The organism is Streptomyces sp. NPDC020681, from assembly GCF_044334895.1.
Classification (GTDB): Bacteria; Actinomycetota; Actinomycetes; order Streptomycetales; family Streptomycetaceae; genus Streptomyces.
Genome location: NZ_JBIRTX010000002.1, coordinates 454859 through 472812 on the forward strand (window position 1 = coordinate 454859; position 17954 = coordinate 472812).

At 69.1% G+C, this 17954-nt stretch carries 19 protein-coding genes and 2 pseudogenes; 9 read left to right on the top strand and 12 right to left on the bottom strand.

Annotation, left to right across the window (positions count from 1 at the left end):
• Nucleotides 1-92: 92 nt before the first annotated feature.
• A complete protein-coding gene (gene pknB / locus ACH4YL_RS05660; protein WP_398505139.1) occupies nt 93-2075 on the top strand; it encodes a Stk1 family PASTA domain-containing Ser/Thr kinase in 1983 nt (660 codons plus the stop codon).
• A gap of 111 nt (nt 2076-2186) precedes the next feature.
• Here the strand turns inward: pknB and ACH4YL_RS05665 are convergent, their stop codons facing one another.
• From ACH4YL_RS05665 to ACH4YL_RS05690, 6 genes are read right to left on the bottom strand one after another with little or no spacing between them, the layout of a single operon-like run.
• Entirely contained in the window at nt 2187-2864 is a 678-nt protein-coding gene (locus tag ACH4YL_RS05665; RefSeq protein WP_398505141.1) for a class E sortase, read from the bottom strand.
• 60 nt (nt 2865-2924) lie between these two features.
• Nucleotides 2925-4178 carry a class E sortase gene (locus ACH4YL_RS05670; protein WP_398505143.1) on the bottom strand — a complete coding sequence of 418 codons (1254 nt, stop codon included), beginning with the start codon at nt 4176-4178 and terminating at the stop codon, nt 2925-2927.
• Nucleotides 4175-4813: an aminodeoxychorismate/anthranilate synthase component II gene (locus tag ACH4YL_RS05675; RefSeq protein WP_398505145.1), complete on the bottom strand. Its 639-nt coding sequence runs from the start codon at nt 4811-4813 to the stop codon at nt 4175-4177. The genes ACH4YL_RS05670 and ACH4YL_RS05675 overlap by 4 nt, the downstream gene beginning before the upstream one ends.
• The gene (locus ACH4YL_RS05680; RefSeq protein ID WP_398505146.1) at nt 4810-4983 is read right to left on the bottom strand and encodes a hypothetical protein; all 174 of its coding nucleotides are present in this window, start codon (nt 4981-4983) and stop codon (nt 4810-4812) included. Before ACH4YL_RS05680 ends, ACH4YL_RS05675 begins: the two co-directional genes overlap by 4 nt.
• A 57-nt stretch (nt 4984-5040) precedes the next feature.
• Complete coding sequence (locus tag ACH4YL_RS05685; RefSeq protein ID WP_398505148.1) at nt 5041-5760, bottom strand: class E sortase; 720 nt, start codon at nt 5758-5760, stop codon at nt 5041-5043.
• A 20-nt stretch (nt 5761-5780) separates the two neighbouring features.
• Nucleotides 5781-6548 carry a DUF881 domain-containing protein gene (locus ACH4YL_RS05690; protein ID WP_398505150.1) on the bottom strand — a complete coding sequence of 256 codons (768 nt, stop codon included), beginning with the start codon at nt 6546-6548 and terminating at the stop codon, nt 5781-5783.
• A 142-nt stretch (nt 6549-6690) separates the two neighbouring features.
• On the opposite strand from ACH4YL_RS05690, the gene crgA reads away from it, so the two are divergent.
• Complete coding sequence (gene crgA / locus ACH4YL_RS05695) at nt 6691-6948, top strand: cell division protein CrgA (protein WP_398505152.1); 258 nt, start codon at nt 6691-6693, stop codon at nt 6946-6948.
• A gap of 256 nt (nt 6949-7204) precedes the next feature.
• On the opposite strand, the gene ACH4YL_RS05700 is transcribed toward crgA, so the two are convergent.
• On the bottom strand, nt 7205-8104 hold the full coding sequence (locus ACH4YL_RS05700) for a rhomboid family intramembrane serine protease (RefSeq protein ID WP_398505154.1): 900 nt from the start codon (nt 8102-8104) through the stop codon (nt 7205-7207).
• A gap of 179 nt (nt 8105-8283) precedes the next feature.
• Nucleotides 8284-8817 carry a peptidylprolyl isomerase gene (locus ACH4YL_RS05705; protein ID WP_398505156.1) on the bottom strand — a complete coding sequence of 178 codons (534 nt, stop codon included), beginning with the start codon at nt 8815-8817 and terminating at the stop codon, nt 8284-8286.
• Between the two features lie 295 nt (nt 8818-9112).
• Between ACH4YL_RS05705 and ACH4YL_RS05710 the strand changes: the two genes are divergently transcribed.
• Nucleotides 9113-9796 carry a DUF5324 family protein gene (locus tag ACH4YL_RS05710; RefSeq protein WP_398505158.1) on the top strand — a complete coding sequence of 228 codons (684 nt, stop codon included), beginning with the start codon at nt 9113-9115 and terminating at the stop codon, nt 9794-9796.
• A 60-nt stretch (nt 9797-9856) separates the two neighbouring features.
• Here the strand turns inward: ACH4YL_RS05710 and ACH4YL_RS05715 are convergent, their stop codons facing one another.
• Entirely contained in the window at nt 9857-10255 is a 399-nt protein-coding gene (locus ACH4YL_RS05715) for a DUF6344 domain-containing protein (RefSeq protein WP_398505160.1), read from the bottom strand.
• A gap of 174 nt (nt 10256-10429) precedes the next feature.
• The gene (locus ACH4YL_RS05720; protein WP_398505162.1) at nt 10430-11338 is read right to left on the bottom strand and encodes a LysR family transcriptional regulator; all 909 of its coding nucleotides are present in this window, start codon (nt 11336-11338) and stop codon (nt 10430-10432) included.
• Nucleotides 11339-11432: 94 nt separating this feature from the next.
• Between ACH4YL_RS05720 and ACH4YL_RS05725 the strand changes: the two are divergent.
• The 5 genes and pseudogenes from ACH4YL_RS05725 to ACH4YL_RS05745 form a co-directional block, all read left to right on the top strand.
• A pseudogene (locus ACH4YL_RS05725) lies at nt 11433-12013 on the top strand ((2Fe-2S)-binding protein); the annotation flags it as partial.
• A 44-nt stretch (nt 12014-12057) separates the two neighbouring features.
• Nucleotides 12058-12171, top strand: a pseudogene (locus tag ACH4YL_RS05730) (xanthine dehydrogenase family protein subunit M); the annotation flags it as partial.
• Nucleotides 12172-12239: 68 nt separating this feature from the next.
• The gene (locus ACH4YL_RS05735; RefSeq protein ID WP_398505164.1) at nt 12240-12626 is read left to right on the top strand and encodes an FAD binding domain-containing protein; all 387 of its coding nucleotides are present in this window, start codon (nt 12240-12242) and stop codon (nt 12624-12626) included.
• A gap of 235 nt (nt 12627-12861) precedes the next feature.
• The gene (locus tag ACH4YL_RS05740) at nt 12862-13257 is read left to right on the top strand and encodes an XdhC family protein (RefSeq protein ID WP_398505166.1); all 396 of its coding nucleotides are present in this window, start codon (nt 12862-12864) and stop codon (nt 13255-13257) included.
• The gene (locus tag ACH4YL_RS05745; RefSeq protein ID WP_398505168.1) at nt 13254-13979 is read left to right on the top strand and encodes an intradiol ring-cleavage dioxygenase; all 726 of its coding nucleotides are present in this window, start codon (nt 13254-13256) and stop codon (nt 13977-13979) included. The genes ACH4YL_RS05740 and ACH4YL_RS05745 overlap by 4 nt, the downstream gene beginning before the upstream one ends.
• 27 nt (nt 13980-14006) lie before the next feature.
• On the opposite strand, the gene ACH4YL_RS05750 is transcribed toward ACH4YL_RS05745, so the two are convergent.
• Nucleotides 14007-15518, bottom strand: coding sequence for an FAD-binding oxidoreductase (locus tag ACH4YL_RS05750; RefSeq protein ID WP_398505170.1), 1512 nt, complete (start codon nt 15516-15518; stop codon nt 14007-14009).
• A gap of 172 nt (nt 15519-15690) precedes the next feature.
• Here ACH4YL_RS05750 and polX point away from each other — a divergent pair, with 172 nt between their 5' ends.
• The gene (gene polX / locus ACH4YL_RS05755; protein WP_398505172.1) at nt 15691-17424 is read left to right on the top strand and encodes a DNA polymerase/3'-5' exonuclease PolX; all 1734 of its coding nucleotides are present in this window, start codon (nt 15691-15693) and stop codon (nt 17422-17424) included.
• Between the two features lie 127 nt (nt 17425-17551).
• On the opposite strand, the gene ACH4YL_RS05760 is transcribed toward polX, so the two are convergent.
• Nucleotides 17552-17947 (bottom strand): iron chaperone, encoded by a 396-nt coding sequence (locus ACH4YL_RS05760; protein WP_398505612.1) that lies wholly within the window; start codon nt 17945-17947, stop codon nt 17552-17554.
• Nucleotides 17948-17954 lie beyond the last annotated feature (7 nt).

Below are 17954 nucleotides of genomic sequence, written 5' to 3' on the forward strand. Positions count from 1 at the left end.
GGTGGTGCGTGGCCGGTACCGTATGCGCGAACAGCACACCGCCGGACCACACGCTGGTGCGGTCGGGACTGACGGAGAGGGCTGGATCAGTTATGGAAGAGCCGCGTCGCCTCGGCGGCCGGTACGAACTGGGCTCGGTGCTCGGCCGTGGTGGCATGGCAGAGGTCTACCTCGCCCACGACACCCGGCTCGGCCGCACCGTCGCCGTGAAGACGCTGCGGGCCGACCTGGCCCGTGACCCGTCCTTCCAGGCCCGGTTCCGCCGTGAGGCCCAGTCGGCCGCCTCGCTCAACCACCCGGCGATCGTCGCGGTGTACGACACCGGCGAGGACTACGTGGACGGGGTCTCGATCCCGTACATCGTGATGGAGTACGTCGACGGCTCCACGCTCAGAGAGCTGCTGCACTCGGGCCGCAAGCTGCTGCCCGAGCGCACGCTGGAGATGACCATCGGCATCCTCCAGGCCCTCGAGTACTCGCACCGCAACGGCATCGTCCACCGCGACATCAAGCCGGCGAACGTCATGCTGACGCGCACCGGCCAGGTCAAGGTCATGGACTTCGGCATCGCCCGCGCCATGGGCGACTCCGGCATGACGATGACCCAGACCGCGGCGGTGATCGGCACCGCGCAGTACCTCTCCCCGGAGCAGGCCAAGGGCGAGCAGGTCGACGCACGCTCCGACCTGTACTCCACCGGCTGTCTGCTCTACGAGCTGCTCACCGTGCGTCCGCCGTTCATCGGCGACTCCCCGGTGGCAGTGGCCTACCAGCACGTACGGGAAGAGCCGCAGCCGCCGAGCAACTTCGACCCCGAGATCACGCCCGAGATGGACGCCATCGTCCTGCGGGCCCTGGTCAAGGACCCCGACTACCGCTACCAGTCCGCCGACGAGATGCGCGCGGACATCGAGGCCTGCCTCGACGGCCAGCCGGTCGCGGCGACGGCGGCGATGGGCTCGGTCGGCTACGGCGGTTACGCGCCGGACGACCAGCCCACGACGGCGCTGCGGCAGGCCGACCCCGGCGGCCAGACGTCGATGCTCCCGCCGATGAACCCGGACGACGGCGGCTTCGGCAGCTATGACGACCGCCCGGGCCGTCGCCGCCAGAAGAAGTCGAACACCTCGACCGTCCTGCTGGTGCTGGCGGGAGTCCTGGTGCTGGTCGGCGCGGTGCTGATCGGCAGGTCGGTCTTCGGCGGCGGTGGCGGCGGAAACGGCGAGGTGCCGGTGCCGTCGCTCGTCGGCAAGACCATGGTGGAGGCCAAGACGCTGGCGACCAACGCCGGTGTCGAGGTCGCGCAGTCCGGCACGGAGCGCTGCGACCAGCCCAAGGGCGCCATCTGCAAGCAGACGCCCGGCGAGGGCGAAAAGATGGAGCAGGGCGAGACGATCCAGGTGGTGGTCTCCGAGGGCGCTCCGAAGATCGAGGTCCCGGACGTCACGGAGAAGTCCCAGGCGAACGCCGAGGAGGCGTTGAAGCGCAAGGGCTTCAAGGTCGAGGTCGTGGAGGAGGAGTCGGACGAGGAGCCCGGCACCGTCTTCAAGCAGGACCCGCCGGGCAACAGTCAGGCCGAGAAGGGCTCGACGATCACCATCACGGTGGCCAAGGAGTCGCTCGTCGACGTGCCGCCGGTGGTGGGCCAGCAGTTCGACGCCGCCAAGGCCCAGCTCGAAGGCCTCGAGTTCGAGGTCGTGCGGAACGACGTCGACTCGAACCAGCCCTTGGGTCAGGTGATCAAGCAGTCTCCGGAGGGCAAGGCGTCGAAGGGCGCGAAGATCACGCTCGACGTCTCCAAGGGACCGCAGGTGACGCAGCAGCCTGTTCCCGAGGTCAGGACCAGGACGGTCGGCCAGGCCAAGCAGATCCTGGCTCAGCGCGGCTTCACGCAAATCCAGTTCGCGCCGGGCAGCCCGACGGATGACAACGCCATCGTCATCGGCATGGACCCGCAGCCGGGTACGCAGGTGGACCCCGCGACCCAGGTGATCACGCTCCAGACGACCGCCGGGAACGGCGGGAACAACGGCGGGAACGGCGGCGGGTTCATCGGCGGCCAGGACAGCGACTGACCGGTCCTCAGGACGCTTCACACAGGAAGCCCCGGCACCCTCCCAAGGGTGCCGGGGCTTCCCGCTGTCGGCGCGGGCCGTGCCGGGGCTTCCCGCTGTCGGCGCGGGCCGCTAGCGCAGCTCGTCCGGCAGCGTGCGGTCCTTGTCGACCTTCTGCGTCCGCACCAGCTCGCCCCAGACGATGTACCGGTAGTCCGAGGTGAAGACCGGCGTGCAGGTCGTCAGCGTGATGTAGCGGCCCGGCTTGGTCTTCCCCGACCCCTTCGGGACCGGCTGCAGCACATCCACGTTGTACTTCGAGGTCTCCGGGAGCTTCTTGTAGACCTTGTAGACGTACCAGGTGTCCTTCGTCTCGAAGACGATCGGGTCGCCTTCCCGCACCTTGTCGATGTTGTGGAACTTCGCGCCGTGGCCGTCGCGGTGCGCGGCGAGCGTGAAGTTGCCCTTGCTGTCCCAAGGGAGCGCCGACTTGATCGGGTCCAGGTAGTAGCCCGCGATGCCGTTGTTGAGCTTCTTGGCGTCGGTGCCCTTCTTCACCAGCACCTCGCCGTTCTTCATGGCGGGCACGTGGAGAAAGCCGATGCCGTCCTTGACGTCGAGCGCGCCGGGACCGTTGTTCGCCCAGTCGTCGCGCATGCTGTCGCCCTGGCGGGAGGCCTCACGGTCGGCGAGGACATTGGTCCACCACAGCGAGTAGACGACGAAGAGCCCCAGCACCACGCCCGCAGTGATCAGCAGTTCGCCGAAGACACTGATGGCGCCGGCGATCCGGCTGCGCGCACGTGACACTGCACCTTTTCCCGTCTTGAAGCTTGAAGCCTGTCAGCAAGTCATCTGTCAGCAAGTCAGTCAGCCGACGAGCGCGTCCGGTTTGCCCTTGCTGCGCGGCCGTTCCTCGACCATCTTGCCCCACACGATCATTCGATAGGTACTCGTGAATTCAGGCGTACAGGTCGTCAGCGTGATGTACCGGCCGGGCTCGGTGAAGCCCGAGCCGGGCGGCACCGGACCGATCACGCCGATGTTCGACGGCGAGGTCTGGGGCAGGATGCTCGCCATCTTGTACGTGTAGTACGCGTCCTGCGTCTCAACGACGATCGGGTCCCCCGGCTGAAGACGGTTGATGTACCGGAACGGTTCGCCATGGGTGTTGCGATGGCCGGCCACCGCGAAATTGCCCGACTTGTCCGCGGGCATCGCGGTCTTGAGCTTGCCCTCGCCGTAGTGGCCCACCATGCCGCGGTCGAGGACCTTGGGCTTGCTGATGCCCTCGGCGACCGGGACGACCACATCCAGCTTGGGGATGTACATGATGGCGAAGCCCTGGCCGGGCTCGAAGGCGCCGGGCTGACGGCCGTTCGCGAAGTTGTCCTCGATCCTGTTCTTCTCCCGGCCGGCCTGCTGCTCGGCGCGTATGTTCGTCCACCACAGCTGGTACGTGACGAACAGCAGCATCAGCACGCCGAAGCTGATGAAGAGCTCGCCGATGGCACGGCTGGCGATGACGGCGGGGCTGTCCTTGGCCGCACGGGCCGCACGGCGGGCCTCGACGCGCGTCATGGGCCGCTCGCGGCCCGCGGCGGCGGGCGAGGCCTCAGGGTGCCTGCGGCCGCGGCCCTTGGCCGCTCTGCGGCGCTCGGCGCGGCCGGGACCGGCCGGGGTCTGGGCGGCGCGGCGGGTGTCGGACGTACGCAGCGCGACGGTCTCGTCGTCCGGAACCTCCGGAGCGTCGGCAAAGAACGCGTCGCGCGCGTCCGGCTGCGGGTCGGGCGCGGCCACCGGTATCGGCTGTGTGAGCTGCTCCGGTCTCACTTGCTCGGGCACGGCCTGCTCGGGCATCGCCGAGACGAACGGCCCGGGCTGCGGCGCGTGCGGCTGGGCCTGGGCCTGCGGCCGCCCGTACCAGTCCTGCTCGTAGCCGACCGGGTCGTACCACTCCTGCGGCTGGGACGGCTGCGTCTGAGGCGGCTGCGTCTGCTGCGGGGGCTCCTCGGCCGGCGGAACGTTGGCCGTCCGGAACCACGGCGAACCGTGCTCCCCGGGCGGAAGGGGGTCCGTCAGCGGGTCGTACTCGTACCCGTCCTCAGGGCCTGCGGCGTTCACGCCAGAGCCTTGCCCACCACCGGCGCGAGCCCCGCCGAACGCTCGACCGCCCCGGTGTCGCCGCACTGCTCGAGCCAGTTGGCGAGCATCAGATGCCCGTGCTCGGTGAGCACCGACTCCGGGTGGAACTGGACGCCCTCGACCGCCAGTTCACGGTGGCGCAGCCCCATGATGATGCCGTCCGCGGTGCGCGCCGTGACCTCCAGCTCGTCCGGCAGGTCCGCCGGCTCCGCGGCCAGCGAGTGGTAGCGGGTCGCGGTGAACGGCGAGGGCAGCCCGGCGAACACGCCCTTGCCCTCGTGTGTGACCGGCGAGGTCTTGCCGTGCAGCAGTTCCGGCGCGCGGTCCACCACGCCGCCGTACGCCACCGCCATCGACTGCATGCCGAGGCAGACGCCGAAGACGGGCACGCCAGTGGCCGCGCAGTGGCGCACCATCTCGATGCACACACCGGCCTGCTCGGGGGCGCCGGGACCGGGGGAGAGCAGCACGCCGTCGAAGCCGTCCTGCGCGTGCTCGAGCGCGACGGCGTCGTTCCGCACCACCTCGCACTCCGCACCCAGCTGGTACAGGTACTGGACGAGGTTGAAGACGAAGCTGTCGTAGTTGTCGACGACGAGGATGCGCGCGCTCACCGGGCCGCCCCCGCTCCGTCGACCGTCACGTCATTGAACGGAAGCAGCGGCTCCGCCCACGGGAAGACGTACTGGAACAGCACGTAGACGACCGCGAGGGCCAGCACGAGCGAGAGGAATGCCCGCACCCATACGTTGCCCGGCAGATGCCGCCAGATCCAGCCGTACATGCTGTCCCTTTCCGTGTTGGTACCGCACCAGACTAAAGGGCGGCCGGGGCACATGTGTCAGCTGCGCAAAGCTTCCGGTTTGCCGTCGGTCACAGGCTGGGTGGCGTCGAGATGCGCCCAGGCGATCAGCCGGTGGCTGCTGCCCCACTCCGGGTCACAGGTGGTCAGCGTCAGATAGCGGCCCGTCCCGTCGAAGCCGGACTTGCGCGGGACGGGGTCGATGACGCCGATGTCGCTCGGCAGGGTGCGGTAGGGCTCCTTCTCGATGCGGTACGTGAACCAGGTCGTCCCGTCCGTCAGCACCACCGCGTCCCCGGGCCGCAGCTTCGGGAAATCCTTGAACGGGTCGCCGTAGGTGCGCCGGTGGCCCGCGACCGAGAAGTTGCCGGTGTCGCCGAGCCGGGCGGTGGAGGCGTAGTGCCCGAGGCCCTTCTTGAGGGTCTTCGTCGCGGTGCCTTCCAGGACCGGCCAGTCCCAACTCCCGCCGAAGCGGGGGATGTACATGACGGCGAAGGGCTTGCCGTTCTCGTACGCCTTGGGCGCGGGCGGCACGGTCGCCCCGGGAGCGGGCCCTGGGGCGGGCGCTGGGTTTGTCGGGGCAGGCGTCTCGATCGTGCCTCGCGACCACTGGTCCTGGAGCCGGTCGATCTGGCCGTCCGTGGCGCCGGCCGCCTTGACCCCGGTCCAGAACAGGACGTACACGACAAAGAGCACAATCAAGGTGCCGACGGTGATGCACAGTTCGCTGAAGGTCCTGACGACGATCCGTACCGACACCGACCCCCCAGGCGCTACCGCTACTGCACGGGCTTCGCGTAGTGGAGATCCACTGTGCCCGAGTAGCCCGGGAGAGTCACCGCCCCGCGCTCGTCGACTTTCCAGCCGAGGCCGTAGGCCTTCACATACAGCTGGTAGTTCTGGATCGCCGGGGACTCGTCAAGCGCCTTCTTGAGCGCGCTCTGGTCGCCGACGGCGGTGACCTTGTACGGAGGCGAGTAGACCCGCCCCTGCAGGATCAGTGTGTTGCCCACGCACCGTACGGCGCTGGTGGAGATCAGCCGCTGGTCCATGACCTGGATGCCCCGCGCGCCGCCCTGCCACAGAGCGTTGACCACGGCCTGCAGGTCCTGCTGGTGGATGACGAGGTCGTTGGCCTGCGGTTCCGGGTAGCCGGGGGCGGCCTGGGCGTTCGGCGGAGCATCATTGAGGGTGACGGTGAGAGCGGGCCCGGTGAGCTTCTCGGTGCCCGCGGCCCTCTCCAGCGCGCCGAGCTTCGCGTCCTCGGCCTTGGTGGATCCGTCGTCGCGCTGGGCCAGGGCGTCGACGTCCTCACGCAGGGCCGCCATGGACTCGTCGAGATCGCCGTTCTTGGTACTGCGCTGCTGGATCAGGTCCGAGAGCTTCAGCAGCGAGTCGTCGGTACGGAGGTTGGTGCCCTTGGCGGTGTTGAAACTGGTCACAAAAATCAGCCCGGCCAGCGCGAAGACGGCAGCCGTCAGCAGCCGGCCGGTGCTCCACCGGAAGCGGTGAACCGGCCCTTGGGGTGAGTCGGCAGAATTGCTCAACGTACCCTTATCTCCTCAGGCGCCGCGGAAGCACTACGCTAACGGACGCCCGGGGGAGGCAGCGGTTCCCCCCTCGCTCCATCCCCGGCGCCAGCCACAGTTCCCTGCGCGGTCACGCAGCGCATCGACAGGAGAGTCCCTCGTGCCGAAGTCACGTATCCGCAAGAAGGCCGACTTCACGCCGCCGTCGGCATCGAAGCAGGCGACCGCCATCAGGCTGACCAATCGCAGCTGGGTCGCACCGGTGATGCTCGCTCTGTTCCTGATCGGGCTCGCCTGGATCGTTCTCTTCTATGTGACCGAGGGCGATCTTCCGATCAAGAGCTTCGGCAACTGGAACATCGTCGCGGGCTTCGGCTTCATCGCCGCCGGCTTCGGTGTCTCCACCCAGTGGAAGTAGCTCCACCACAGCCTCGGAGTCAAGCCTTGCCCCAAGGTTATCCACAGCGTTGTCCACAGTGGGGAAAAGGTCTGACGATCTGTGGATAACCTTCTGGGCATTGACGCCGGTGTGACTGCATCGGCCATCTTGGTGAAGTGTCCCGCCCCTTGTCCCTGCTGGGGAAACCCAGCTCAGCGACAAGGGGCACACTTGTCCCCCACAGCATGCACAAGATCCGCCACACGCTGTGGACAACTTTGGGGAAAGGTTCCGCTCAGGTGAGCGAGGCGGTCCTGACGATCACGATGGCCACGATCGCCAGCAGGACCACGGCACAGCTGCCGATCTGCACCAGCCTGCGGTGCTCGCGCGGCGCGTAGACCAGACCGGCGGTGACCAGACCACCGGCGACCAGGCCGCCGATGTGGCCCTCCCAGGAGATGTTCGCCCACGTGAAGGTGAAGAACAGGCTCAGCGCGAGCAGCGCGATGACCGGCCGCATGTCGAGGTTCGCGCGCCGCGCCAGCACGGCGAAGGCGCCCATCAGGCCGAAGATCGCGCCCGACGCACCGAGCGAGGGCTGATTCGGCGCGGCCAGCAGATAGGCCAGCGCACTGCCGCCGAGACCCGCGATCAGATAGACGGCGAGGAAGCGGGAACGGCCGAGAGCCGGTTCCACCATCCTGCCGAGGACCCACAGACTGATCAGGTTGAAGAGAATGTGCTGCACTTCTTCGTGCAGGAAAGTGGCGGTGATCAGGCGGTACCACTCGCCGTCCGCCACTCCGATGACATCGAAGCCGAGCTGGGGGCTGCGGGCGAGCCCGATCAGCTCCGTCTCGGCGAGGAACCGGTCGCCCAGCGCCAGCACCACGACATACACAGCGACATTGATCGCGACGAGAATCTTCGTGACGAAGAAGGGATCGGCCTCTATGGTGCCGCCGGCGACGGTCCGCGGCTGGTTCGCGGCCGGCGCGTGTCCCGTACCGGAGCCCTTGCGCACGCACTCCGGGCACTGGAAGCCCACCGACGCGTCGATCATGCAGTCCGTGCAGATCGGACGCTCGCAGCGGGCACAGCGGATGCCCGTCTCACGGCCCGCGTGGTTGTAGCAGCTGGGCAGGCTGTGCGCGTCCTGCGGCTCCTGCGGACTGCCCGGCGCCTGGTCCATGACGTCCCTCGATCTCCTTAGCTCAACACACCGCCCCGTCCATCCAGACGGACGGACGGGGCGCATTTGTTCCCTCAGGTTCGCTGCGGCAGCGTTCTTTCCCGGATCGATACCGGGTGCACTCGCGGGAGCGGCTCCGCGAGGGGACCAGCCCTCGCGGATCACGGCTCTGCCGGGGATCAGCCCTCGCGGGTCTCCACGACGACGGACTCGATCACGACGTCGTTGACCGGGCGGTCGGTGCGGGGGTTGGTCTTCGTGCTCATGATGGCGTCCACGACCTTCTTGCCGGCCTCGTTCGAGACCTCGCCGAAGATGGTGTGCTTACGGGTCAGCCAGGCGGTCGGCGCCACGGTGATGAAGAACTGCGAGCCGTTGGTGGCCGGGCCGGCGTTGGCCATGGCCAGCAGGTACGGCTTGTCGAAGGCGAGATCGGGGTGGAACTCGTCCGCGAACTCGTAGCCCGGGCCGCCGGTGCCGTTGCCCAGCGGGTCACCGCCCTGGATCATGAAGCCGCTGATCACGCGGTGGAAGACCGTGCCGTCGTACAGCTTGTCCGTGGACTTCTTGCCGGTCGCCGGGTGGGTCCATTCGCGCTCGCCCTTGGCGAGCTCGACGAAGTTCTTGACCGTCTTGGGGGCGTGGTTCGGCAGAAGCCGGATCTCGATGTCGCCTTGGTTGGTCTTCAGGGTGGCGTAAAGCTGCTCGGCCACGATGTGCCTTCCGTAAGTCTTCCTCTGACGTCGCCCGATCCTCGCACGGAAGGGGCTCCCGGGGAGAAAAGACGCCGAGTAGTCGTCGGAGCGGCGCGCTATGGGGCGAACCGTGGCATCGTCGACCGCAAGCTCCCTACAACTCCGCACAACTCCCCAGATGACCCGGATGCCCGCCCCGCATGCCGAGGCAGCGCCGAGCGGGCATGATTTCCAAACAGGCGGAAAGGCGAATCTGTGCCCAACTGGGGATGAACCCCAGGCCCCCAGAACGCCACCGAGGAGGAGGATCCCCGTGACCCGCATGGACAGCGTGCGCGCCGCGACCGATACGGCGAAGGAGAGCGCGCGTCACGCCGCGGACGTGGTGGCGCCCTACGCCAGTACGGCCAGGGACCAGGCCACGCACTACGCGCATGAGGCGCGCGTACGGCTTGCGCCCAAAGTGTCGAAGGCAGCTCAGCAGGCCCGCGTTCAGGCCCGCTACCAGTACGACGCCCGTGTTGCGCCGCATGTGCCGCCGAAGGTGGACGACGCAGCGCACCGGGCCGCGGTCCAGACCCGGAAAGCCGCTCGTCAGGCGGCGGACTACACGGTTCCGCGCGTCGAGCACGCGGTGGCCGTCGCTCAGCCCATGAAGGAAGAGGCTGTGATCCGCTCCGCTGCCGTGCTGGCCGCGCTGCGCGGTCAGGTGACGGCGAAGGACATTCAGAAGCTCGTGAGAAAGCACGAACGGCGCTCGAAGGCCGCACGGCTCGCCAAGGGTCTCGCGATCATCGGCGTGCTGGCCTGTGGAGCCATCGCCGTGTGGAAGTGGTGGGACAAGCAGGCCAACCCGGACTGGCTGGTGGAACCGCCCGCGGCCACCGAGGTCTCTCCGCTGTCGTCCGTCGACGGCAGTGACCAGGCTGATCTGGACCCGGAGGTGCAGGCGAAGCAGGCCGAGGCGGAGGCTGGGGACCGCGACGAGGGCCGCTGATCACAGACCGTCCGTGTGGCCGGGCGGGTGGCGTCGGGAGAAGTACGAGTCCCCGGCGCCTCACGCCGAGGTGAACGCCTGCTCCGGGACGCTGCCCGCCGCCCCGCTGCCCGTGCCGCTCTCGTCGTCCGCGTCGATCGCGGGCACGTGCCGGGTGGCGGGCGACGAGCCATGGGCTTCTGCGCGGATGCGCTGCTTGATCGTGGGCGGCAGCGACCTGTCGCGCGCCCCCGGGCTCCATCGTGTGCCCTGAGCGGGCACTGTCGGCGGGACAGCCTCCTTGCGCGCCTGCCGCGGCAGTGCCGGGCGCTGCGGCGTGCGGGCGGCCGGCTGCTTCGCCGGCTGGGCGGTGGCGGTGGTGGCGGTGGCGGTGAGCCCCGCCGGGACGAGCAGCGCAAAGAGCGCGGCGATGAACGCGGTGAACGCGGTCCACAGATTCCTGACCTTTACGGCGGCCATGACCCCTCGCTTTCGGGTTGAGCGTTTTACATACCTTCCTCATGATGTGTACGCATCTCGAGTTGCGTCGTAGCCACGCAGCCGCCAACCAGTTCTTCTGATCAACACCACCCGGTCGGTCCAATGGGGCGGCTTCGGCGCGGTGCAGCCCGGTTCCGGACGCGTCCGCGCGGTTCAGCGCGTGGCGTGCGCGCTCTCCCGCACGATGCCCCGCAGCCAGGCGGCTGCCGGATCGCCATCGAGGCGCGGGTGCCAGGTGATTCCGTACGGAAAAGGCTGGAGCTCGGGCGGGGTCTCGGCGATCCGGAGCGCCGGGTCGTCGGCGTACGAGAGGGGCATCCGGCGCGGGAGGGTGGCGATGAGGGGTGTGCCCGGAAGTGCGGTCGCGGCGGCGGAGTGGTACGGGACGCGCAATCCGGTGGGCCGGCGCAGGCCGAACTCCGCCAACCGCCGTTCCACGACGGTCTGTTCGGCGCTGTTGATCGTCACCATGACATGCGGATGGCTCACGTACTCCGCCATGGTCAGCCGGCTTGCTGTGACCGGGTGATCGCGGGAGAGGAGACAGACGAATTCCTCGTCGAACAGCGTTTCCCAGCGCAGTGTCCCGGGCGGGACGACGCCGGAGATCGTCAGGTGCACGCGGCCGTGCTCCATGTCCTCGAAGGTGGTGTCGCTCATCGGCTCCACGGTGAGCGAGACGCCGGGCGCCTGGTGGAACACCTGCTGGAAGAGGTGTGGGCCGAGCAGGGTGGTGGCGTAGTCCGTGCACTGGATGCGGAAGAAGTCGGTCGCCGTGGCCGGGTCGAAGACATCGCCGCGCAGCACGGTCTCCAGCCGGGGCAGCAGGATGGTCAGCTCGGCCTGGATCTTGCCGGCGCGTGGGGTGAGTTCATAGCCGCTGCGGGTGCGGACCAACAGCTCGTCGCCGAAGGTGTCCCGGGCGCGCTGGAGCGTGCGGCTCATGGCGGGCTGGCTGAGGTGGAAGCGCTCGGCGGCCCGCGAGACATGGCGCTCCTCGAGGAGCACAGCCAGTGCTTCGAGCAGGTTCAGATCGGCCCCGCGGATATGCGTCGGGCGCATTCTGTAGCTGTTCAACTTTCATTGGACGTATGGCGACGGCGGTAGAAGGCTCATCCGCAACCCGCGATTCGGGACAGACGAGGAGCGCTGAGCGATGTCCGATCACAGCAGACGCGATGTGTTGAAGGCGGGCGGTGCCACCGCGGCCGCGGTGCTGGTGCCCGTGGCCGACGGCGCGGAACCGGCCGCCGCAGCAGAGCCGGCGGCCGTTCCCCGGGCCGTCGGCGACATCTCGCTCCGGGTCAACGGGAGCACCCACCGTCTGACCGTCGAGTCCCGGGTGACGCTGCTGGACGCGCTGCGCGAGCAGACCGGCCTGACCGGCACCAAGAAGGCTGCGACCGCGGTGAATGCGGCGCGTGCACGGTGCTGGTCGACGGGCGGCGCATCACGTCGTGTCTGACGCTCGCGGTGATGCAGCAGGGCCGGGACATCACGACGATCGAGGGTCTGGCGCGCGGCGACCGGCTGCATCCGGTGCAGGAGGCGTTCGTACGGCGGGACGCCTTCCAGTGCGGCATCTGCACACCGGGCCAGATCATGTCGGCAGTGGCCTGCATCGACGAGGGCCACACCGGGTCAGACGACGAGATCCGCGAGTGGATGAGCGGCAATCTGTGCCGCTGCAGCTGCTATCCGAACATCGTCGACGCGATCGCCGACGCGGCGAAGGCGGTGCGGCGACGAAGCTCTTCGACTACACGCGCGCCACGCTTCCCGTGGACGCGGTACGGCTCGTCGCCGCCGATCCCACCGCCACATACGTCGCCGGCGGCACCGAGCTCCTCAATCTGATGAAGGACGGCGCCGAGTCGCACGACCTCGTCGTCGACATCAACGCCCTGCCTCTCGCGGCCGTCGAGGAGAACGGCGGCGGGCTGCGGATCGGCGCCTGGCCCGGATGTCCGATGTCGCGCTCCATCCCGTCGTACGAAAACGACTGCCCGTGCTGTCCCAGGCGCTGCTCGCCTCGGCATCCCCGCAGGTCCGCAACATGGCGTCGATCGGCGGCAACCTGCTGCAGCGCACCCGCTGCTGGTACTTCCGGGGCGAGGACTTCGCCTGCAACAAGCGCAAGCCGGGCAGCGGATGCGCGGCGCTCACGGGACAGAACCGCTGGCATGCCGTTCTCGGTGGCAGCGACCAGTGCATCGCCGTCCATCCGTCCGATCTCGCGGTCGCACTGCGGGCGCTCGACGCGACGGTGCACACGCTGAAACAGCGCAGCCGAGCGCCGACGGCAGCCGGGGTGCTGTTTCACGTGAAACAACGGAGCTCACGCCACTGATCGCCGAGGACGCCCGCCGGCTGCTCCTACGGGAAGAGAGCGCGCTCCTCACCTACCGGGACGGCTCCCGGGTCTTCGTCACCTGCGTCGTCCCTCCGCCTCGCATGCTGATCTTCGGCGCCGGCGATTTCGCGGCGGCCCTGGCGGCGATCGGCAGGGTTATGGGTCACCGGGTCACGGTCTGTGACGCCCGGCCCTGTTCACCAGCGCCGACCGCTTTCCCGACGCCCACTCGGTGGTGGTGCGCCGTCCGGACCGGTACCTCGCCGAGGAGGCCGCGGCCGGCCGGCTGGACGCCCGTACGGTCGTCGTCTCGCTCAGCCACGACCCGAAATTCGAAGTCCCGCTGCTGGAGCTGGCCTTGAGCATGGAGCTGGCGTATGTCGGGGCGATGGGGTCGCGCCGCAGTCATCTGCGCCGGCTGGACACCCTGCGCGAGAATGGAGTCTCCGAGGGCGCGCTGGCCCGGCTCTCGTCTCCCGTCGGCCTCGACCTGGGCGGGCGCACCCCGGCGGAGACCGCTGTGTCGATCGCCGCGGAGATCGTGGCCGTACGGCACGGTGTGCAAGGTGCCCGGCTCTCGCACCGCGACGGCCCGGTCCACCTTCGACAGAAGGAGAGGGTCGCATGACCACTCGGCGTACCTTCCTGGTGGCCGCCACCGGATCGGCCGGACTGGCCGCGCTCGGGACGGCCTGCACGGCCGGCTCGGACAGCGACCAGGGCAGCGCGGCGACCAGTGGGGCGGGCGACACCGCGACAGGGACCTCGACTCCGCCGCAGTCCGCCGGCGACGGCACCTCGCCGGGCTGCGTGCTGACCCCGCGGTCCACCGAGGGGCCGTACTACGTCGATCTGGACCGGGTCCGCGAGGACGTCACCGAGGGCCGGGACGGCGCACCGCTGCGGCTCGACCTGACGGTGGTGAGGGCGTCAGAGGGCTGCCGGCCGGTCGCCGGGGCGGCCTTCGACATCTGGCACTGCGACGCCACCGGCGACTACTCGCTGAACGGCGCGAGCTTTCTCCGCGGCACACAGCTCACGAACGCGTCCGGCCGGTGCGCCTTCCGCACGATCGTGCCGGGCTGGTACGCGGGACGGGCTCCGCACATCCACTTCAAGGTGCATCCGGATCCGGCGGCGGACGGGAGTGCGGAGTTCACCGGCCAGTTCTATCTGCCGGAGGATCTCCTCGCCGCGGTCTACGCCCGCGAACCCTACGCACGCCGTCCCGGCCCGGACACCTCCAACAGCCGGGACTCCTTGTACCGGGCCAGCGGCCCCGCCACCACGCTGAAGCCGGTGCGTGACGGCGAGGGCTACCGGGCCTCGTATGTGGTGGGGCTGGCCTGAGACCGGCGCTGGGGCCTGTCGTCTGGGTCAGGCCCTAGGCCCGACCGCCTGGTCGTAGCGGAACAGGCGGCTGGGGTCGTAGCGGTGCTTGACCGCCACCAGGCGGCCGTAGTTGCCGCCGTAGTACGCGGTCTGCCAGCCCCGCAGGTCCGGGTCGGGGAAGTTGACGTACGCCGCGGAAGTCTCGAGCTCACGGCGGAGCGTGCGGTGCATCGTGCGGGTCTGCACCAGCAGGTCCTGAACGGCCTCCTGGGGTGTGCTGGGCTTCCAGTGCGTTCCGATGTCGATGACGAACGTGGCGTCCCGGTGGGGGTACGCGGTCTCGTCCGCGGCAGGGGCCCCGCTGCGTCCGCCCATCGCGAAGAGCGTGACGTAGCCCGAGTTGCCGACCGTTCCCGGCCGCCAGTGGCGGACCCATTCGACGACGGACTCGACCGTCCCGGGGCTCAGCCACCGGTTCGGCACAAGTGACTTGGACGCCGCCGCCGCACCCTCGCCGGGCTTCTCCAGGAGGTAGTCCTGCGCGGACCAGAAGTGGCGCTGCTCGATGAACTCCTTCGTCGGCCCGAGCTCCAGCACCGGGGCGAAGATCCGCCGCAGCGCCGCCTCGTCGCCAAGCCGCTGGCCCAGCAGCGCGACGGCCGCCGGTCCGTCGCCCGGGTGCTTGAAGCCGATGCGTACATCGAAGTCGCCCGCCTCGTCGGCCGCGAGGATCTCCTGCACGGCCGCCACCAGCCCGACCCCGGCCCGTAGATCGAAGGACAGGTCGAAGACGGTGGCGATCTGATCCGCGACCGGAGTGGCGTCGAAGGCGAACGCGGCGTTGATCCCGAAGTTGCCGCCCGCTCCGCCACGGCAGGCCCAGAACAGGTCCGCGTTCTCGTCGTCGGCGGCCCGCACCAGCGAGCCGTCGGCCAGGACCACGCGGGTCTCCGCCAGCCGGTCGCAGGTCAGACCCCACTTGCGGTCGTTGAAGCCGAGCCCGCCGCCGAGAGTAAGACCGGCCACGCCCACGCCGGGGCAGCGGCCGCCGGGGAAGTACAGATTGGCCGACCTGGCCGCGTAGACATCGGAGTTGGTCGCACCGCCGCCGAGCAGCAGCCGCGTGCCCTGGACCGTCACGTCCCTCATCCGGCGCAGCGAGATGAGAAGGCCGCGGGTGGTGGAGTAGCCGGCGTAGTTGTGGCCCCCCGAGCGCGGCGCGAGCGGCACGCCGTGCTGGGCCGCCCACCGCACAGACACCTGCACGTCCTGCGCCGTCGCACAGGCCACGATCCCGGCCGGCAGCACATCGGCGTACCGCAGGTTGTCCGGCAGGGCCAGCGTGCGGAACTCGTCACTGCCGGGCAGGTACAGCGCCGCCGCCGGGCTGAGCCTCCGGCGCAGCTCCCGCCAGGCCCGCGGCTCCGGCCCGGCCGCGGGCGCCGCAGCGGACCCGGCCGCGGCGGCTGCCGAGCCCTGGCCGCCGATCAGCCCGGCTGCCAGGCCGACAGCGGTGGCCCGGGCTCCGTTACGCAGTACGTCTCGTCGGCCGACCATCACAAGGTTCCTCTCCTCGTCCCACCTCGGAATGATCATGGTGTGGGCCATTGGAACCTTGTGGACCCGAGGCGCTCCGGACGGGCGGGGTGTGCACCCGAACGGCGTCCGCGGCCGGCCCACGGCCGCAGCCAGGTATGCCCGCCCGGCAGGACCGGAGCACCCTGGAGACATGGTCCGAGCCAACGAGGAGATCGAAGCGCTGCTGCAGGAGTACGCCGACCTCATCGCGATCACCGGCGGCGACGCCTTCAAGGTGCGTTCCTACGAAAAGGCCGCCCGGTCCATCGGCGGCCACCCTGCCGACGTCTCGAAGCTCGACGCCAAGGCCCTGCGGGAGATCCCCAACATCGGCAAGTCGATCGCCGACAAGATCGTGGAGTATGTGCGCTCCGGGAACATCTCCACCATCGAGGAGACCCGGGCGTCGATCCCCGCCGGCGTCCGCGAGCTGATCACGATCCCCACCCTCGGGCCCAAGAAGGCCATGGTCCTCCATGAGGAGCTGGGCATTTCATCCGTGGACCAGTTGCTCGACGCCATCCGTGAGGAGCGGCTGCGCGATCTGAAGGGCTTCGGCGAGAAGACCGAGGAGAACATCCTGCACGGCATCACCCTGATGCAGCAGGCGGGCAGCGGCCGGATCCTCATCGGGGCCGCCATGGACACCGCCGAGCAGATCGTCGCCGAGCTGTCCCGGATCGCCGGATGCGAACGGTGCACCTACGCCGGCTCGCTGCGCCGCATGAGGGAGACGATCGGGGACATCGACATCCTGGTCGCGGCCGAGAAGTCGGCACCGTTCATGGAGGCCATCGGGAACCTGCCGTACACCGCCGAGATCATCGCGCACGGCGAGAAGAAGACCTCCATCCGCACCGCCAAGGGCCTCCAGGTCGATCTGCGGGTCATTCCGCCCGTCTCCTGGGGAGCGGGACTGCAGTACTTCACCGGCTCCAAGGCGCACAACATCCGCACCCGCGAGATAGCCGTGCACCACAAGCTCAAGCTCTCCGAGTACGGGCTCTTCGACGTCGAGACCGGCAAGACGATCGCCTCGGAGACGGAGGAGGAGATCTACGACCGGCTCGGCCTGCCCTGGATACCGCCGACGCTGCGGGAGGACCGGGGCGAGGTCGCGGCCGGGCTGCGCGGCGAACTGCCCGAGCTCGTGGCCGACGGCGACATCAGGGGAGACCTGCACACCCACACCGACCTCACCGACGGACTCGCCCCGCTGGAGGACATGGTCGCCGCCGCTGCCGCTCTCGGCTACGCGTACTACGCCGTCACCGACCACGCGCCGAACCTCTATATGCAGCGCATGACCGACGAGAAGATGCTCGCGCAGCGGGAGCGCGTACGTGAACTCGACCGCAAGCACCGCGGAATGAGGCTGCTGCACGGCACCGAGCTCAACATCGGCCCGGAGGGGGAGGTCGACTGGCCCGACGACTTCCTGGCCGGCTTCGACCTGTGCGTGGCATCCGTCCACTCGCACTTCAACCAGAGCCGGCAGGCCCTGACGCGCCGTCTCGTCCGCGCCTGCGAGAACCCGTACGTCGCCGTCATCGGCCATCCCACCACTCGGCTGATCGGCAAACGCCCGGGGATAGACGCCGACTTCGACGCGGTCTTCGAGGCCTGCGCGAGAACGGGCACCGCACTTGAGATCAACGCGCATCCCGAGCGGCTCGACCTGCGCGACGAGGACATCCTGCGCGCGAAACGGTACGGCGTGAAGTTCGCGGTGAATTCGGACGCGCACTCCACCACGCATCTGCCCTACATGCGGTACGGGGTGGGCACGGCTCAGCGCGGCTGGCTGACGAAGGACGATGTCATCAACACCTGGCCCCTGACGAAGCTGCGCCGTTTCCTGCGCGGCGGGGGCGCTCGGACGTAGCGATCGCAGCCGCCTCACCGGGACCGAGGTCCTTGACGTGTGCAAACCCATGAAGGCGGCCTCGGCACGAGAAAGCCCCTCGATCGACGTTTCCGCAGATCGAGGAGCCTTCCGCTGCCCTCGGGCCTCAGTGCACTGCTTTCTTCACGAGCTCGCCGATCCTCGTCTCGTCGGCGGCGGTCAGCTCCTTCAGGGCGAAGGCGGTCGGCCACATGGCGCCCTCGTCGAGGTTCGCCACATCGTTGAAGCCGAACGTCGCGTACCTCGCGTTGAACTTCTCCGCGCTCTGGAAGAAGCAGACGACCTTGCCGTCCTTGGCATACGCGGGCATCCCGTACCAGAGCTTCGGCGCGAGGTCCGGCGCGCTTGCCTTGACGACAGCGTGGATTCGTTCGGCCATCACCCGGTCCGACTCCTGCATCTCGGCGATCTTCTCGACCACCGCGGCCTCGTCAGCCGCCGCCTTGTCGGCGCGCGATGCGCGGCGTGAGGACGCTCTCAGCTCCTTGGCGCGCTCCTTCATGGCGCTT

Coding starts and splice junctions, on each gene's coding strand:
- pknB (WP_398505139.1), top strand. CDS start 93: ATGGAAGAGCCGCGTCGCCTCGGCGGCCGGTACGAACTGGGCTCGGTG.
- ACH4YL_RS05680 (WP_398505146.1), bottom strand. CDS start 4,983: ATGTACGGCTGGATCTGGCGGCATCTGCCGGGCAACGTATGGGTGCGG.
- ACH4YL_RS05700 (WP_398505154.1), bottom strand. CDS start 8,104: ATGGACCAGGCGCCGGGCAGTCCGCAGGAGCCGCAGGACGCGCACAGC.
- ACH4YL_RS05715 (WP_398505160.1), bottom strand. CDS start 10,255: ATGGCCGCCGTAAAGGTCAGGAATCTGTGGACCGCGTTCACCGCGTTC.
- ACH4YL_RS05720 (WP_398505162.1), bottom strand. CDS start 11,338: ATGCGCCCGACGCATATCCGCGGGGCCGATCTGAACCTGCTCGAAGCA.
- ACH4YL_RS05735 (WP_398505164.1), top strand. CDS start 12,240: ATGTCCGATGTCGCGCTCCATCCCGTCGTACGAAAACGACTGCCCGTG.
- ACH4YL_RS05745 (WP_398505168.1), top strand. CDS start 13,254: ATGACCACTCGGCGTACCTTCCTGGTGGCCGCCACCGGATCGGCCGGA.
- ACH4YL_RS05750 (WP_398505170.1), bottom strand. CDS start 15,518: ATGGTCGGCCGACGAGACGTACTGCGTAACGGAGCCCGGGCCACCGCT.
- polX (WP_398505172.1), top strand. CDS start 15,691: ATGGTCCGAGCCAACGAGGAGATCGAAGCGCTGCTGCAGGAGTACGCC.
- ACH4YL_RS05760 (WP_398505612.1), bottom strand. CDS start 17,947: ATGAAGGAGCGCGCCAAGGAGCTGAGAGCGTCCTCACGCCGCGCATCG.